This window comes from Rhodococcus sp. FH8, assembly GCF_019266085.1.
Taxonomy (GTDB): Bacteria; Actinomycetota; Actinomycetes; order Mycobacteriales; family Mycobacteriaceae; genus Rhodococcus_F; species Rhodococcus_F qingshengii.
This window is the reverse complement of the sequence record NZ_LPNQ01000084.1, coordinates 90,038-104,888: the sequence shown is the minus strand read 5'-3', so window position 1 is coordinate 104,888 and position 14,851 is coordinate 90,038. Positions and strand designations below refer to the sequence as shown.

Annotated in this window: 14 protein-coding genes; 9 read left to right on the top strand and 5 right to left on the bottom strand. The window is 61.1% G+C overall.

The window, feature by feature from the left end; all coding sequences use genetic code 11:
• The first annotated feature begins 92 nt into the window (after positions 1-92).
• Complete coding sequence (locus tag ATN38_RS30995; protein WP_003944809.1) at positions 93-875, top strand: hypothetical protein; 783 nt, start codon at positions 93-95, stop codon at positions 873-875.
• Positions 876-1,111: 236 nt separating this feature from the next.
• A complete protein-coding gene (locus ATN38_RS30990; RefSeq protein WP_003945020.1) occupies positions 1,112-1,540 on the top strand; it encodes a PaaI family thioesterase in 429 nt (142 codons plus the stop codon).
• 83 nt (positions 1,541-1,623) lie between these two features.
• Here the strand turns inward: ATN38_RS30990 and ATN38_RS30985 are convergent, their stop codons facing one another.
• On the bottom strand, positions 1,624-3,039 hold the full coding sequence (locus ATN38_RS30985; protein WP_003944885.1) for an NAD(P)/FAD-dependent oxidoreductase: 1,416 nt from the start codon (positions 3,037-3,039) through the stop codon (positions 1,624-1,626).
• Between the two features lie 411 nt (positions 3,040-3,450).
• Between ATN38_RS30985 and ATN38_RS30980 the strand changes: the two genes are divergently transcribed.
• Positions 3,451-4,248, top strand: coding sequence for a metalloregulator ArsR/SmtB family transcription factor (locus tag ATN38_RS30980; protein ID WP_081604857.1), 798 nt, complete (start codon positions 3,451-3,453; stop codon positions 4,246-4,248).
• Positions 4,249-4,511: 263 nt separating this feature from the next.
• Here the strand turns inward: ATN38_RS30980 and ATN38_RS33030 are convergent, their stop codons facing one another.
• Entirely contained in the window at positions 4,512-5,021 is a 510-nt protein-coding gene (locus ATN38_RS33030; protein WP_256932253.1) for a hypothetical protein, read from the bottom strand.
• Positions 5,022-5,028: 7 nt separating this feature from the next.
• Here ATN38_RS33030 and ATN38_RS30970 point away from each other — a divergent pair, with 7 nt between their 5' ends.
• From ATN38_RS30970 to galE, 5 genes are all read left to right on the top strand, one after another.
• Positions 5,029-7,116 (top strand): glycosyltransferase, encoded by a 2,088-nt coding sequence (locus tag ATN38_RS30970; RefSeq protein WP_218749329.1) that lies wholly within the window; start codon positions 5,029-5,031, stop codon positions 7,114-7,116.
• 92 nt (positions 7,117-7,208) lie between these two features.
• A complete protein-coding gene (locus ATN38_RS30965; RefSeq protein WP_218749328.1) occupies positions 7,209-7,436 on the top strand; it encodes a PqqD family protein in 228 nt (75 codons plus the stop codon).
• 7 nt (positions 7,437-7,443) lie between these two features.
• Entirely contained in the window at positions 7,444-8,322 is an 879-nt protein-coding gene (locus ATN38_RS30960; RefSeq protein WP_256932252.1) for a hypothetical protein, read from the top strand.
• A complete protein-coding gene (locus ATN38_RS30955) occupies positions 8,301-9,431 on the top strand; it encodes a nucleotidyltransferase family protein (protein ID WP_218749327.1) in 1,131 nt (376 codons plus the stop codon). The genes ATN38_RS30960 and ATN38_RS30955 overlap by 22 nt, the downstream gene beginning before the upstream one ends.
• Positions 9,428-10,426 (top strand): UDP-glucose 4-epimerase GalE, encoded by a 999-nt coding sequence (gene galE, locus ATN38_RS30950; protein WP_007732078.1) that lies wholly within the window; start codon positions 9,428-9,430, stop codon positions 10,424-10,426. Before ATN38_RS30955 ends, galE begins: the two co-directional genes overlap by 4 nt.
• Positions 10,427-10,433: 7 nt before the next feature.
• Here galE and ATN38_RS30945 read toward each other — a convergent pair whose 3' ends face one another.
• Positions 10,434-11,417: a hypothetical protein gene (locus ATN38_RS30945; protein WP_218749326.1), complete on the bottom strand. Its 984-nt coding sequence runs from the start codon at positions 11,415-11,417 to the stop codon at positions 10,434-10,436.
• Between the two features lie 331 nt (positions 11,418-11,748).
• On the opposite strand from ATN38_RS30945, the gene ATN38_RS30940 reads away from it, so the two are divergent.
• Positions 11,749-13,071, top strand: a complete 1,323-nt coding sequence (locus ATN38_RS30940; protein WP_256932251.1) for a diguanylate cyclase — start codon at positions 11,749-11,751, stop codon at positions 13,069-13,071.
• Here the strand turns inward: ATN38_RS30940 and ATN38_RS30935 are convergent.
• Both ATN38_RS30935 and ATN38_RS30930 read right to left on the bottom strand, forming a co-directional pair.
• Complete coding sequence (locus ATN38_RS30935) at positions 13,060-13,533, bottom strand: DUF5709 domain-containing protein (RefSeq protein WP_003945009.1); 474 nt, start codon at positions 13,531-13,533, stop codon at positions 13,060-13,062. The two genes, ATN38_RS30940 and ATN38_RS30935, sit on opposite strands and share 12 nt — an antisense overlap.
• A 73-nt stretch (positions 13,534-13,606) precedes the next feature.
• Complete coding sequence (locus tag ATN38_RS30930) at positions 13,607-14,782, bottom strand: lipase family protein (RefSeq protein WP_218749373.1); 1,176 nt, start codon at positions 14,780-14,782, stop codon at positions 13,607-13,609.
• Between the last annotated feature and the right edge of the window lie 69 nt (positions 14,783-14,851).

Genomic DNA, 14,851 nt, shown 5'->3' with positions numbered 1-14,851 from the left:
GTGCCCAGCGTCACAGTTCTTTACTCTTGAATTATGGTGAGGCTAACCTACATTAAGAACCACAAGACAACTTCGGCCGATTGGAGTGCACGGTGACAATCACCTTGACCACCCAGCATGCGGATGTTCGTGAATTCGAACTCCGGTCGAACGCATTGAGCCGCACCAGCGTTCGCCTACGAGCACTCAACCCTGACTACCCGCGCGTCTACGCGGTTGCCGCCATGTCAGGTGAAGGCAAACGGCGTTGGTGGCAGTTGAGTGAAGGCTTGTGTGGGGATCGGGTGCATCAGATGTTCGCCCGCTCGCTCCAGGATCTCGACAGTGCCGAAGCTGCGGCGATACAGGTCGCAACATCACTGATTCACGCTGTGGTCGGCAGGGTTGCCGCATCGATCGTCTCCGAAGGTGCCGCCTGGGATCCAGGCCTCGAGAACCTGTTCATCCACATGGACAGCGACGGCGGTATCGACTGGGCCGGAGTGATCGACGAGACTCTGCGCGTTGCGCCGAACGGACGGGAGTCCGGCAGTGACGGCGTCGTCGACATGCCATGCGAAGAAGCGCTTCTCGTCTGGACTGCGCACCGTTGCCTGACCTCGCTACGGGCGATCTACGACGCCGTCTCCAGGTGTGCGCCCGTCGACCAGTTCAGATTCTGGGGCTTGGTAGGGGAGTCGATCCTGGGCGCAGCGGCATATGTCCCCATCTTGGCCGGCGGGGGCGAATCAGCCGCTCAGCGCCGTGGGCAGGGGCTGCTGGACGCCTTTGTCGCCGCAGGGCTGCCCGTGCGTGCACGCCGGAAGGTCTCGCTGCGTCCTCGTTGGAACCAGTTCGACGAAGGGCTTGCTAAATTAGGTCAGCCTTGCCTATGATTGTGGAACACCACGCGGAGAGATACACCCCGCGAGAGTGACGAAACTGCCGGACCGCGCCGGAGTCCTGAGGGCTGCAGAGACTCCCGGTCCTTCCCACGGCGGGTTTCACATCGAATGATGTGAAACCCGCCGGTTCTTTTTCCAGACCTGATTCCAAGCTCGAGTTACCTCTCGTGTAATCAGGTAGGGAGTGGCAGCCACACCGGCGCCAGAGAATCACAGATGGAGATGGCATGGTCGACACTGCTGAGACCGCAGAGATGATGAAACGGCTCGGAACGGGCTTCGACGCCACCATCGGCCTGGAATACACCGAACTGAGCCCAGATCGCGTGCGGGCGCAATGGACCGTCAAGCCCACGCTGCACCAGCCCGCCGGGATACAGCACGGGGGTGTGTACTGCTCGGTGGTGGAGTCTCTCGCCAGCGTCGGTGGCACCGTGTGGCTGGGCGAGCGAGGACACGTGGTCGGAGTCAACAACAACACCGACTTCCTGCGCGCAACGCGGGAGGGCACTCTCACCGCTGAAGCCACCCCGATTCATCGCGGACGCACCCAGCAACTCTGGGAAGTTCGCATCACCGACGAGAACGACCGACTCGTTTCCAAGGGACAGGTTCGCCTCGCGAACATCACCGAGGTGGCGAAGATCGGAAACTGACCACGCGGCAGTCGATCGAATGACGGAGGGCGGCTGCGGAGTTGAACTCCACAGCCGCCCTCCGCCGGTCACTCAGGTGTTGATCAGCCGGCGGCCTTCTGCTGCTTGCCGGCAGCCTTCTTGGCTTCGCCATTCGAAGCGCTGCCGGACTCCGTCGCTTCCTTGTTTTTCTTCTCCAATTCGCCCATCGCGTTTCGCGCGAAGACCTGCTGCTCGGTGGACGCCATCTGAGCACGGCCACGCCCGAAGAACGTCACCGCCCACGACAACAGCGTCGAGGCACGGGAACGGAATCCGACGAGGTAGAGGAGGTGAATTGCCAGCCAGGCAACCCACCCGATGAAGCCGCTGATCTCGAGCTTGCCCACCTTGGCTACCGCGCTGAAGCGCGAGATCGTTGCCATACTGCCCTTGTCGAAGTACTTGAACGGAACTCGTTCCGACGGTGACTTGCCGTCCAGTGACGCTTTGATCTGCTTGGCCGCGTACTTGCCACCCTGCATGGCAACCTGAGCCAATCCGGGCAGCTTGTCGAGCGACATCATGTCGCCGATGACAAAGACGTTGGGGTGCCCGGGCAGAGACAAGTCGGGATTGACCATGACGCGGCCGGCGCGGTCGGTTTCTCCGCCGCTCTGTTCTGCGAGCTGCTTGCCGAGGGGGCTGGCCTGCACGCCGGCGGACCACACCTTGCACTGCGACTCGATACGGCGAAGCGTGCCGTCCTTCTCCTTGATGATCAGACCGTCGTTGTCCACGTCGGTGACCATCGCGTCGAGCTGGATCTCGACGCCGAGCTTCTCGAGCGTCTCGGCAGCCTTGCGGCTGAGCTTCCCGCCGTACACGGGCAACACGGCAGGGGCGCCGTCGAGGAGCACGACGCGCGCTTCACGAGGATCGATCTTGCGGAACGCGCCGTCCAGCGTTCGACGGGAAAGCTCGGCGATCTGCCCGGCCAACTCCACGCCGGTGGGGCCGGCGCCGACAACGACGAAGGTGAGCAAGCGCGCACGCTCGGCGGGATCGTCCGACAGTTCGGCCTGTTCGAAGGCCCCAAGGATTCGTCCGCGCAGTTCGAGGGCGTCGTCGATCGTTTTCATTCCGGGGGCGAACTCCGCGAACTGGTCGTTGCCGAAGTACGACTGACCGGCACCGGCTGCCACGATCAGACTGTCGAACGGCGTAACAGTGACGCGTTCGAGCAGGCGCGAGGTCACGGTCTGATTCTCGAGATCAATGGTCTCGACCTCACCGAGCAGTACCTGTGCGTTCTTCTGCTTGCGCAGCACCAGTCTCGTGGCGGGAGCGATGTCACCGACCGAGAGGATGCCGGTCGCAACCTGATAGAGGAGCGGCTGAAACAGATGGTGGGTTGTACGCGCGATCATCGTGATGTCGGCATCGGCTTTTTTGAGAGCCTGAGTGCCGAACAATCCTCCGAAGCCGGAACCGATCACCACTACGCGGTGGCGGTGCGGTTCAACCGACTGGATGCTCATTCCGTACTCCTCGAGTTCTAGGCGACAGTCCTACGGTAGTCCCACCGCGGCCGAGCTTCTCTGCGAGCAGTCCGACGCGCGCCGGTGTGTCCGAATCGATCAAGCGGCCTCGAGGGTGATCACTCCCGAGGTGATCGGCTTGGCCGGACCCCGGGGTGATCACCACTTTGTCGAGGTGTCAGCTACTGGCGGACGGACAAGATGAACAGTGCGATGCACCCGCCGACGAAAACCAGGATCGACAGGGCCACCGAGGCATACCCGACACCCACTCCAATTGCTGCCCAGTCCATGTGCCCAACCTCTCTTACGGTGCAATCCGGGATTCAGATCACATCTGCCTAGAGACATCACACCTCATCTGTCCCAACTTTCGAAACCCGGCACGCCCAACCGTTGACATGCAAGTAAATGCTTGCATATTGTGAAGTTGTGAACGACCGGATGAATGCAGCCTTCAAAGCACTGGCCGATCCCACACGAAGGCTTCTCCTGGACCGCTTGTTCGTAGCCAACGGTCAGTCGCTCGGCGAGCTGTGCGACAGCCTCGACATGAGTCGGCAAGCTGTCACTCAACACCTCACCATGCTCGAGGACGCCAATCTGATCAGCACGGTCCGACAGGGGAGGGCAAAGCTTCACTATCTCAATCCCGTTGCGCTCGAGGAGATTCGAGAGCGGTGGATCAACAAGTTCGAGGTACCGCGCCTTCGTGCGCTCAGTACCGTCAAAAGAATTGCGGAGGAAGCCATGACCGACAAGCCCAGTTTTGTGTACGTCACCTACATTGCGAGCACGGCGGACAACGTCTGGAAAGCGCTCACCGACGCACAGGCCACCGCAGAGTATTGGGGACACAGCAACGTCTCCGACTGGCAGCCGGGATCGACCTGGGAGCACCGCCGGATCGACGGTTCGAACATTGCCGATGTAGTCGGCACCGTAGTCGAGAGCAACCCTCCGTCGAGGTTGGTCACCACCTGGGCTGATCCGAACGGCGAACCGGGCGTCGACATCTCTCGGGTGAGTTTCGACATCGAAGCCTTCGGTGCGATCGTGCGACTGACCGTCAAGCACACCGATTTGGCGGACGAATCGGCTCGCATGGAGGTGGCCGGTGGATGGTCGGCGGTGTTGTCGAACCTGAAGTCCTACCTCGAAACCGGAAGCACTCTTCCGGTGGCGCCGTGGGAGATGCCGGCCGGCTGACGGTGATGGAACAGGACAAACGTGCTCCCTGTGCTGGAGGGAATTGTCGTACTCCCGTCCGAATTGCCGGCCCAGTCCAGTCTCAACTTCGCATAAGAACCAAATTTCGGCGGGTTCAGTCTGTAAAGTTGCCGGAAGGATGCTAGCGTTTTGCCCGACATCGAGTGAGGACGACCTCGTCTCGGACGCATGGGAGAAACACTATGGGCGACGACGCTTTTCAGAATGTTCCGGTTGATCGACGCAAGTTCGTCAAGACAGTTCTAGCGGCCTCGGCGGTAACTGTGCCCGTCGTGACGTCGATCAGCCTCGGTGGTGCGGCGCCGGCCTTCGCAGCCGGAGACACGCCGAATCTCTCCGGAGCGCCAAGTCGTGGCCAGCAGAACCCGAATCAACCAGGCGGCGAACAACCAGGCGGGAATCAGCCCGGTGGCCATACTCCGGGAGGGAACCAGCCGGGCGGAAACGGGCAATCCCGGATCATCGGGAAGTTCGGGATCGTCAGGAAGTTCGGGTAGTTCCGGCAGTTCGGGACCGTCCGGAAGTTCCACAGGTTCCGGATCAACCGGTAGCTCGTCAGGTTCGGGTGGAACGACGACCGCCAAGCCCACCGGGCCGACAGCGCCGACGGAGCCGACCGTCCCGACTGTGCCAACCGTACCGACAGTGCCGACCACTCGCACCGAGCCGACCTTCCCGACCCCTCCGACCCAGCCGACGAATCCCACGGAACCTACGTAGCCGACACGACGCGACTGGTTCCGAGGGAGCACACCGACGATGACAGAGTTCGACGTCGCGCTACACCGCGCTCTGAAGAAGTTTCAGAGCGCGGGGTCGGTTCAGGTGAAGGAGACTCCGCCACACGGAGAACCGGCCGATCTGACTGTCGCGATCGCGACCTACGACGATTTCGACGGCGCGTACTTCACGATCCACTCGATCTTGGTCCATCATCGCGAGGTTCTGGACAGAGTCGAATTCGTCTTGTTGGACAACAACCCCGAGGGGTTGCCGGCGCCGATGCTCGAATCGTTTGCCGGTTACATCGATCGGTTCCGCTACATCCCGTTCACCGACGTTCGATCGACTGCGGTGCGGGACGTCCTGTTCCGCAAGGCAACAGGAAAGTACGTCCTGGTCCTCGACTCTCACGTGATCTTGGCACCGGGATCGTTGTCGGCGTTGCTGGCGTATTTCGATGCAAATCCGGAAACCGACGATTTGATCCAGGGGCCGATGCTCTCCCAGGATTCCTCGCACATCGCGGCCACCCACATGGACCCCAAGTGGCGCAACGGGATGTTCGGCTCGTGGGGAGTTGATTCGCGCGCGAAGCAGCACCCGGACGTGCCTTTCGAGATCGTCATGCAGGGCCTCGGCTCATTTGCCTGCAGGCGTGAGGCGTGGCCGGGATTGAACTCACACTTCACCGGATTCGGAGGTGAAGAGGGATACATCCACGAGAAGTTCCGGATCAACGGCGGCAAGGTCGTCTGCCTTCCGGCTTTCGGTTGGCACCATCGGTTCGAGCGCCCGGCAGGCGTCCCCTATCGAATAAACTGGGAAGATCGTGTTCACAATTACCTGCTCGGTTGGACTGAGGTCGGTTGGGACATCGATTCACTCCATCGTCAGTTCTCCGAATACCTCGGTGATTCGTATCCCGAGATCCGTCTCCGTGCGGAGCTGAGCGTCCAGAGACCCGAGTTGGCCTTTGGTGGAGTGATCGTTCTCGGCGACGACGGCCGAGTCGCTCCGTGGCGTTCATGCCTGGCGGAGGCCGAGTCGATCGAACTGACCGTTCACCGTGCCATTCCGGCGGAGGACGACGGTCCGGATGGGTGGAGGACTGCGTCTGCGTTCGTCGCCGGACTCGACAAGGCCATTCTGTTGGCGTGGAAATCGGTAGTTTTTCTGGACGAGATTCGCGTGATCGAACCCGCGGTTATGTACAAGCTACGGAACATCGTCGACGACCTCCCCGCCGAAGCCGATACGGCTGTCATCCAGGCACACGGCGAAGATCTGGTCGGAGCTGCACTGATTGTTCGCGCGGCGACATACGGAACTTTGCGAGACGAACTCTCACGAAGGATCAACGGACCCGTGCCGTCCGACTTCTCACTGGCGGCTTATCTGCTCGAGCGAGGCGCAGTCGACGTTGTGCTCGATCGCCCACTGTCGCCTGTCCGAGTAGGGCGAGAACCCAACCCCGTTGTCGAGGATTCTCAGTCGGACCTCGGTGTTGCCGTCGTGAATCTCGATCTCGACATCGACAGATGGAAAGCGTCCTGGCATAGATTCATTCGCTTACCGCGCGTAACAGCGGTGGAAAGAGTGTCGGCTTTCGAGGACGCGATGAATCAGGACGCGGCCTTCACCGTCTCGTGGCGTCGTGCGCTCGCTCGGGCGACTGAGAAGGGCTGGGATTCGGTCCTCATCGCTGCTGACGACGTCAGTTTGCTGGATGCCGCCGCATCGCTCCTTGGCCATGCCCGCGAAGAGTTGGATCACGGCGATTGGGATGTCGTCCACCTCGGACACGACCCGAAATCGAGGGACGGAGCTCTGCTCGACGGTTCGGCACTCTTGCGCACCAGTCCTGAGAACCGTGGAGTCCACGCCGTTCTCGTACATTCGCGCGCCTTCGAGCGAATTCTCGACGAGATTGCGGATCCGGAGTCAGATCCCGAAGCATTCGGACAATGGGCGGGTCACTACCGAACTCTGGGCGACTACCTGGTGGATGCGAGTGCCGGGGGAGCGCTCACGTGCCTGACGCTGTCGCCCGGCATCGCCTCCACACGCAGCCTGATTCGTTCGGGCGCAATCGAATCCGAATACTCACGACGCTTCGCACTGTGAGACCACCACCAAAACGAAATCGGATTCGCTGAATCAAGGAGATATCTTGACCGAAACTACTCGAAGGTGTGAGACCGCAACGCTCTCAGACGGTGGAGAGCAACGATCTCACCGACGGTGTTGTGCTGTACGACAATTCCAGCGAGGTTGCCCATCACCTCAACCCGGTCGCGACGTTGGTGTGGGAACTGTGTGACGGCCGGACCGTCAGCGAAATTGTCCAGGCCGTGGCAGAAGTGCTCGAGATCCCTGACGACGAGGCGAAGTCGGTAGTCAACGAGACGTACGGACAGCTGAGCACCTCTCGTCTGCTGGTGTGAGAATTCCGTGACAGGCAACCACGTACCACAATTCCGGGCGCACTACCTTTGGGTTGACGCGATTGTGCGCGGTTTCCGCATACCCGAGGTCGGTGTCGTCGAGCATCGGATTGCCAGCCCGTGGCCTGCGGACAACAACGTCGAAGTTCGGATTCAGCGGAATCGAGCGACATTCGGTCGCTGGGACGTCACCATCGAATCGACCATCGGCGGCAGCCATGAAACGCTGATCGGTCTGGACGGTCTCCAGCTCGCGGAGAGCGTGTACCGCACGGTGCACCGGGATGTCATGACGGCCGCGCACGCCCGACAGTGGACACGCCTGCACGCCGCTCTGGTCGACTGCAACGGTGTGAGAGTGGCGATCGCCGGGCATTCAGGGGCGGGCAAGACCACCTTGGCGCTCGCCCTTGCCCTGCGGGGTGCACAACTGTGTGCTGACGAAGGCGTCTTCATTCGTGGTACCGAAGCTGTGGGCTTACCGCGGCGGGTTCACCTCAAAGCCGGTACGTTCGACGTCCTCCCGGAGATCAAAGCGCACGATTCGCTGTATCTTCCGTACGCCCCGCCGGTGTGGGCGTTGGACCCGTCGACCTTGCCTGCTGAACGAAACGTCAGCTCGGCGGTTCGCGGAATCGATCTGGTGCTGATCCTCGATGGATGGGACGAGGCGCCGACTCGACTCGCTCCGATGCCCGTATCCCAAGCGATACAGTCGCTGGCCGGGCAATCCGCACTGTGGTCCGACAATCACGGAGTGACCCTGAGAAACATCGCTGCTCTACTCTCGAATGCCCCGTGCTACAGACTGATTCGACATCACGGCGATACCGGCGCCGACACGGTGGAGGAACTGGTGGCGTCATGCGTGACACCCGGTACCTGATTTCCATGTTGAAACCCGAGTGTGGGGCCGACGTCATCCGCTTGTGTTCGCAGCAGGATTGGCCCAGAGTCATCGACGCCGCTGTAAGGCACAAGGTATTGCCGCTGCTCGCCTCCCGAGCGGTCGAGGCCGGCTTCGCATCGGTCCTACCTGCGAGCTTCGCGGAAATGCTGTCGGAATCCTCGGCCACCGCATCGAGTCCGGAATTGACGCTGAGCCTTGTCCATCACCGAAACACCATAAGGATCTCGGACCTCGACGCGCAACGAGTGGAACTGCAAGAGCTGTTACACAGCAACGGATTTCCGACGGTTGCACTGAAGGGTGCCGCCCTTCTCGAGCGAAGAATCTGGCCGAACCCGGCAGCTCGACGGATGACGGACATCGACCTTTTGGTCGTCGACCCTGCACATGCCGTTCCGGCCAACGACGCGATCCTCGATTTCGGCTACCGAATGGTCCGCCCCGACGAAGTGGACTCCGACTCCATCGATCACGACGATCACCAGGAACCGGCACTCCTTCGCGACGACCGTCATGGCTCCGTCGAAATCCATTCGCACTTACTTCCGAGGTTCGCCCGTCACGCGCTGACCCGGGAGGCCGCGGTCCGAGGAATCAGCTCGGAGGCGGAAGGATCCCGCCTTGCGATGGCCGACGTGACGCTGCACGTCATCGCTCACGCGCGGCTTGCCGATCGGGCCTTGATTCGAGCCGATTTGTCGTTGAACAGTGTCTTCGACGTGGGGTACCTGCTCACTTCCGAACCGGAACTCGCTGTGACGCTCTCCAGACGCCAGTTGCCACGCGATGTCCGTCGGGCGGTGAACGTCCACTGGGCGGCGGTGGAATCGATCTTCGGCGTCAGTACCGGAATGACGACCTTCCCGGCGCGTTGGTGGTGGCGATGGACGCTGTGGTTGGCGGATCGCCCACGCCTGCACTCGCTCTACCGCGATCTGGTCATGGTGCCGCTCTTTCTCGACCGTGATCGGCTTTCCATCCGGGACGGGCGCGACCTACGTGGATGGGACTTGGTGCGCTCACGCGTGTCCCACTTCGTCCGTCGTGCGAGGACTGCCGTCGAAGATGCCGGGGGAGCGGCGTGAAAGTACTGATCACGGGCGGAGCGGGATTCATCGGAAGCACCGTCGCGTCGAAGTGCGTCGACGCCGGGATCGATGTCGTGATTCTCGACAACCTGCTGACCGGCCGCGCCGAATTTGCGCACAGATTCCCGTTCTACTGCGGCGACATCGCGGACGAGAAACTGCTCGACAAAGTATTCGCAGATCATTCCGATATCGATGCGACAGTTCACTGTGCGGCCTTGATCGTGGTCGGAGATTCCGTGAGTAACCCGGCGCGGTACTACGAGAACAACGTATCCAAGTCGCTGACGCTGGTATCGAGTGTCCTTCGGAACGGGTGTGAGCGCTTCTTGTTCAGTTCCTCTGCGGCGGTGTATGCGCCGAGCGACGGTGGGTGTGTCGACGAACGTTGGGGGATCGCACCGCAGAGTCCCTATGCGCACAGCAAGGCTCAGTTCGAAACGATGCTCGACGACATTGCGGCGGCCACTGAACTATCGGCGATATCTCTACGCTACTTCAACCCCGTCGGGGCAGATCCGGATCTGCGAAGTGGTACACCATCGGCACGCCCGACCCACGCACTCGGAAAGCTGTTCGAATCATATTCGACAGGAACGCCTTTCAGGGTTACGGGAACGGATTGGCCGACGCGCGACGGATCCGGAGTGCGTGATTACGTTCATGTCTGGGACCTTGCAGACGCTCATGTTCGAGCACTGGAAAGGTTCGACCGGGTCACCGCTGAATCATCACGCATGACTGTGGTCAATCTGGGCAGCGGGCGGGGGACGACCGTGTGGGAGCTGGTACACACATTCGAGAACGTGCTCGGCGAAGATATCGACGTGGTCGCTGCCGGCCGACGCACCGGTGACACTGCCGGCGCATACGCATCGAACGATCGTGCGTTGCGACTACTCGGGTGGGTTCCGACATTCACCCTGGAACAGGGGATCGAGGACACCGCGCGGTGGCTGGCAGTGCGGCCGCACCTGCTCAACTCGGTGTAGCCGAACGTCAGCCCGTCGGGTCGTCGTCAACGGTGATGTTGTTGCTACGTAGCCAGAAGGTGGCGTCCGGATTCCACCCGGCGAGCACGGTGGCCCCCGAGTTGGCCGACAACGGGATCGCGATGCCTGGCGTGGTCAGATAAGCCATCATGGTCAGGTGCACGGCGTCGTAATCTGCAGCGACCGAAACCCAGTCCGGAATGAACCAGTCACGGTATTCACCGGTCGTGTCGTACCACACGGAGCGACGTGAAGCGGGCACAGGCAGGGGATAGGTATCGACCAGATTCGCCCAGTCCTGCGGACCGGTGATCTCGTAGATCCGGGGCGCGCCGTAGATCCTTACCGGCTGCACCCGCGCCTCGTTCGAGGAGCTGTCTTCTTCGAGAATCACCCCGAGGGCCCCGATACCGTCGCGGGCCCTGGTTGTTTCGGTTGTGCCGTTGGCAAACGGGATAGACCACCATTCGCCTCCGATGTGACGGTCCGGATCTTCGATCTGGTATTCCAGAAACTGACGTTCGTTGTCGAGTGCCTCAGCACGCCACTGTTCGAGGCCGTCTTCTGTGCGGTAAATCCGCAAGGGTAGGTCCGACCAGCCGTAAATGGGGTTTCGCTTTTCAACCAGATTCTGGTTCAGAAGGTCAGCAGGCTCGGCCCACCAGGCGGTGTGTGACGAGTCGAGAAGGGTTTGGGCGATCGGGCGCAATGCCGCGATCACCTCAGGGCGGACGAAGATCAGATCTTCTTCGTCCGGCGGCTCCCAGTAGCGTGCAAAATCTACGGCATACGCAAGACAGTGCAGAATCTCGAGTTCTGACATCTCGCCGATTGCCCGGATATCAACAGCGCCGAGAACTTGGAGCGCATGTTCCGGCGATTGAGGCCAGTGTCCACCGGATGTGCGTGCGCCGGCGCGGCATGCGTAACCGACGTTCGCACAGAAGCGACGGCCACGTGGTGAACCGAGGACGAGTGCAACGGAATCCATGTGGGTAAAGCTAGCGGACAAGCTGACGGGGGGACGTTCGAACATACTTTACTTGACATAATGTAGATTATCGGCAAATTCTCGACCTGGCGATATCCGGTTCACGCCTGGTTCGTGCAACCTTCTTTGTTTCCGCCCACCCATGTCTGTCTGCCGGTACATTTGCCGGCTTTCCTGCGTTTCCGTCCGAGATCTGCGACAGGCTTGCACGACTCGACCATTGCGACTCCGCGATCGCCGGCTGAATTGCTACCGATCACCGCCTGGCCTCGCCGGCGACTGCGGCGACGCCGCGCGACCTGGACGTCAGGAATGACCAATAAGTGCTCTGATGTGGATTGATGCCGATAAACACGTCTCACCGACTACCGGCTACCCCATCTCAATTCGTCACTGTGACGTATTATGGTCGACAGGCTGGAGGCGAGTTCAGTTTCATTGTCATCGCCACGGACTACTATCGCCGCATGTGTTGTATTCGACCGGCCGCTTCTCATGGTCAGTGGCCGCGATGAGCGACACACCCAAGGTCGTGCATCGCTGGCTCGCAGTGCCAGACCAGTTTGACCGATTCACGCGATTCTTGCGCGACAACGGAATTCTGATGCCGACTCGGATAGGCATCGGCGTATTGGTTTTCCTCCTGGGTATCACGATTCTGCTGAAGCGACTGGGCACTCATTCGGTACAGACCATCGGATTTCCGTTGGACGTCGTCGTCGCAGTGCTTGTGATGATCGGCGGAATTGCCCTGCCTGTCATAGCGACCACCCGTGAAAGGTCGTATTTCTTCGTCGTTGCCGGGGACTTCGCTGTTGCGGTGATCGTGCTGGCCGAGGCGAATCCGGATCAGAGATTACTCGGATGTCTCGTCTTCGGGCTCGTCGGCTCGTACATAGCCTTCTTTCACAATCTTCGAACTCAGCTGTGGCACCTGCTGTTTTCCGGGGCGGTCATCGTTGTCGCCAGCATCGGCGTGTTCACCGATGTACCTTCTGGCCTTCCAGACGTCCTGGGGCGCATTGCCTTTGCCATTCCTGTCATCACTGTCATACCGGTGGTCACGCAGATTGCTCTGGCGCTTCTGAGCAACGACGCTCAAAGCTCAGAACTCGATCCGTTGACGGACCTGCTGAATCGGCGCGGACTCGCACGGCGGACTTCCGAACTACTGCAAGCGAAATCCAGCCTCGACCAGTCCTTGCTGGTCGTGGTGATCGACATCGACAATTTCAAACACTTCAACGACACCTACGGTCACGACGTCGGCGACCGAGTCATACTGCGCACGGCCTATCGACTACACGACTGGGCCAGATCGGACGCGGCGATAGCGCGCATCGGCGGTGACGAGTTCGTCGTCGTTCAGATGATGCCGTTGCCGTACGTCGGCGATCTACTGGCCCGGATCGCGCCCATCATGAACTCCCCTACAGGCGAACCAATCTCGACGACCAGCATCGGCATAGCCATCCACAACGGCGCCTGGCCGGACGTACACGCAGCAGAAAGTGGCGTTCACGATCTACATCGCCTCGCCGATTCGGCGATGTACGAAAGCAAGAGAATGGGTGGAAATCACGTCCACTCCATCGTTCTCACCGATCAACAGCTACAACAGCCACAACAGTCAGGCGGTCGTTCAGTCCTCTGAATCGTCGATCAGATGCATCGCGGCTTCCTCTGCCGACGCTGCGCCGCCGTCGATTCCGACGTCTCCGGCAATGAGTTCACTTTCCTCGTCCTCGTATCTGCCCTCGTCTTCGGCAACGAGACGCCCGACGCGACGGTTACCCACTTCGTCACCGTTCGGGAATTCTTCTTCCCGTTCGAATTCGTCGGCATCGGCGGGATCCTTCAAAGGATCTCCGAGCGACGCGTACGGATCGGGTTCTTCTTCGGCCAGGCGCTCGTCGAGGGTCTCCCCCGCTGATTCCTCGCTGCCGGTCAACCCGTGGGCATCAAGTCCCAGTGGGCGTTCCGGTGGTGAGATTCCCTCGTCGAGAATGTCGTCGACGCCTCGATCGATCAGAGTGTCTTCAGGTTGAAGCTGGTCGTCGGGATCGAGACTGTAATCGCCATTGCCGGCCGCGCCGGTGTCATCCGTGTCGCTCATACGATCAACGATGCCACGGGCACACCGAGTTGGCCATGTGCCGCGCCTGCTCGATACATCACTGCGGAGACATTCAGCACGAACGCGGGGCCGGCACTCCGTCGAATCGGTCCTGTAGGTACTCGAATGCGGTGGGCAGACCGAGGACCGCAGTGGTGAGGTGGTCCGGGCTGGGGAACAGTTGGGATTGAATCGTGGCTCCGGCGGCGCAGTACCGCGAAATCGTGTTGACCACCGAATCGATGGGGATCAGAACGTCGTCGGGTGTGTGCCATTCGAACACCGGGGCAGTCGGCACACCCGGATAGAGTTCGACGCTGTTGTCGTCCATCACTTTTCGCACTTCAGGGCTGGACAGCAAGGATGTCGACGTCGACACCTGAGAGGCACTGCGCCCGGCACCGACCCTGAGGATGTCGTTGGTGCACGCGTTGGTGAGTTCGGCCCGCATCGACCGTCCGAGGTCGTTGAGTTGGTTGCTCAGCGGCAGTAGGTCGGGATACTCGCGTTCGAGGCCCATTGCTGCGGCGAAGGCGAGGCCGAATGCCGGGTGCGGATCCTGTCCGAGGCCGTTTGCCATCTTGGACAGATTCATCGGGACGCCGCCCTCGGCTACACCGACAAGGTTGACCTCGGGTGCGTAGCTCGGGGCCAGTGCGGCCGCCCACGCGGTGGCCATGCCGCCGCCGGAGTAGCCGGCAATACCTACAGGGCTGGCGCCACTACGCAATTCGGGGACTTTCTGAACGGCGCGGATACCGTCGAGCGTGATCTGTCCGCCCAGGCGCGCGGCGCCGTACGCACTGTTGGGTCCGAGATGGTCGGGAAGGGCAATGGTCCATCCACGTTGCAGCGCGACGTTGAGGATGGGCGCTTCACGGATGACGATGTTGGGATCCGATGCGTAAAGCGCGCGAGATGGCGCACATCCCGTACCGAGTGCATTGACGATGTGCTGATACGAGAGCAACGGGCCGTCTTGTGCTTGATTCGGCGGGACCAGGATCGTGCTGACCGCGGCAATAGGCTTGTTCTCTGAGTTCGTGGACCTGTAACTGACCTGCCAGATCGCGACGCCGGGAAAGGTCATCAGGTCAGGGGCCCGGCGCACGGAGATCGGCGTGCCGGCGGTCCCCTCGACAGCTGCTTGCGAGTAGAACGGGTCCGGGTCCGGTGCCGGATATGCGGGATCGGCCTGTGCAGTCCCCCCGGAGAGCAGTGCGGCAGTCAGTGCAGCGGCAGTCAGCATCGATCCGGTAAACACGCGTGTGGTTCGCAGTTTCAACGTTTTCCCCTCGTCCGGACCCACCCGGGGTCC

Coding starts and splice junctions, on each gene's coding strand:
- ATN38_RS30955 (WP_218749327.1), top strand. CDS start 8,301: ATGCGTGACACCCGGTACCTGATTTCCATGTTGAAACCCGAGTGTGGG.
- ATN38_RS30935 (WP_003945009.1), bottom strand. CDS start 13,533: ATGAGCGACACGGATGACACCGGCGCGGCCGGCAATGGCGATTACAGT.
- ATN38_RS30945 (WP_218749326.1), bottom strand. CDS start 11,417: ATGGATTCCGTTGCACTCGTCCTCGGTTCACCACGTGGCCGTCGCTTC.
- ATN38_RS30940 (WP_256932251.1), top strand. CDS start 11,749: ATGTGGATTGATGCCGATAAACACGTCTCACCGACTACCGGCTACCCC.
- ATN38_RS30990 (WP_003945020.1), top strand. CDS start 1,112: ATGGTCGACACTGCTGAGACCGCAGAGATGATGAAACGGCTCGGAACG.
- ATN38_RS30985 (WP_003944885.1), bottom strand. CDS start 3,039: ATGAGCATCCAGTCGGTTGAACCGCACCGCCACCGCGTAGTGGTGATC.
- ATN38_RS30980 (WP_081604857.1), top strand. CDS start 3,451: ATGCTTGCATATTGTGAAGTTGTGAACGACCGGATGAATGCAGCCTTC.
- ATN38_RS30930 (WP_218749373.1), bottom strand. CDS start 14,782: ATGCTGACTGCCGCTGCACTGACTGCCGCACTGCTCTCCGGGGGGACT.
- ATN38_RS30970 (WP_218749329.1), top strand. CDS start 5,029: ATGACAGAGTTCGACGTCGCGCTACACCGCGCTCTGAAGAAGTTTCAG.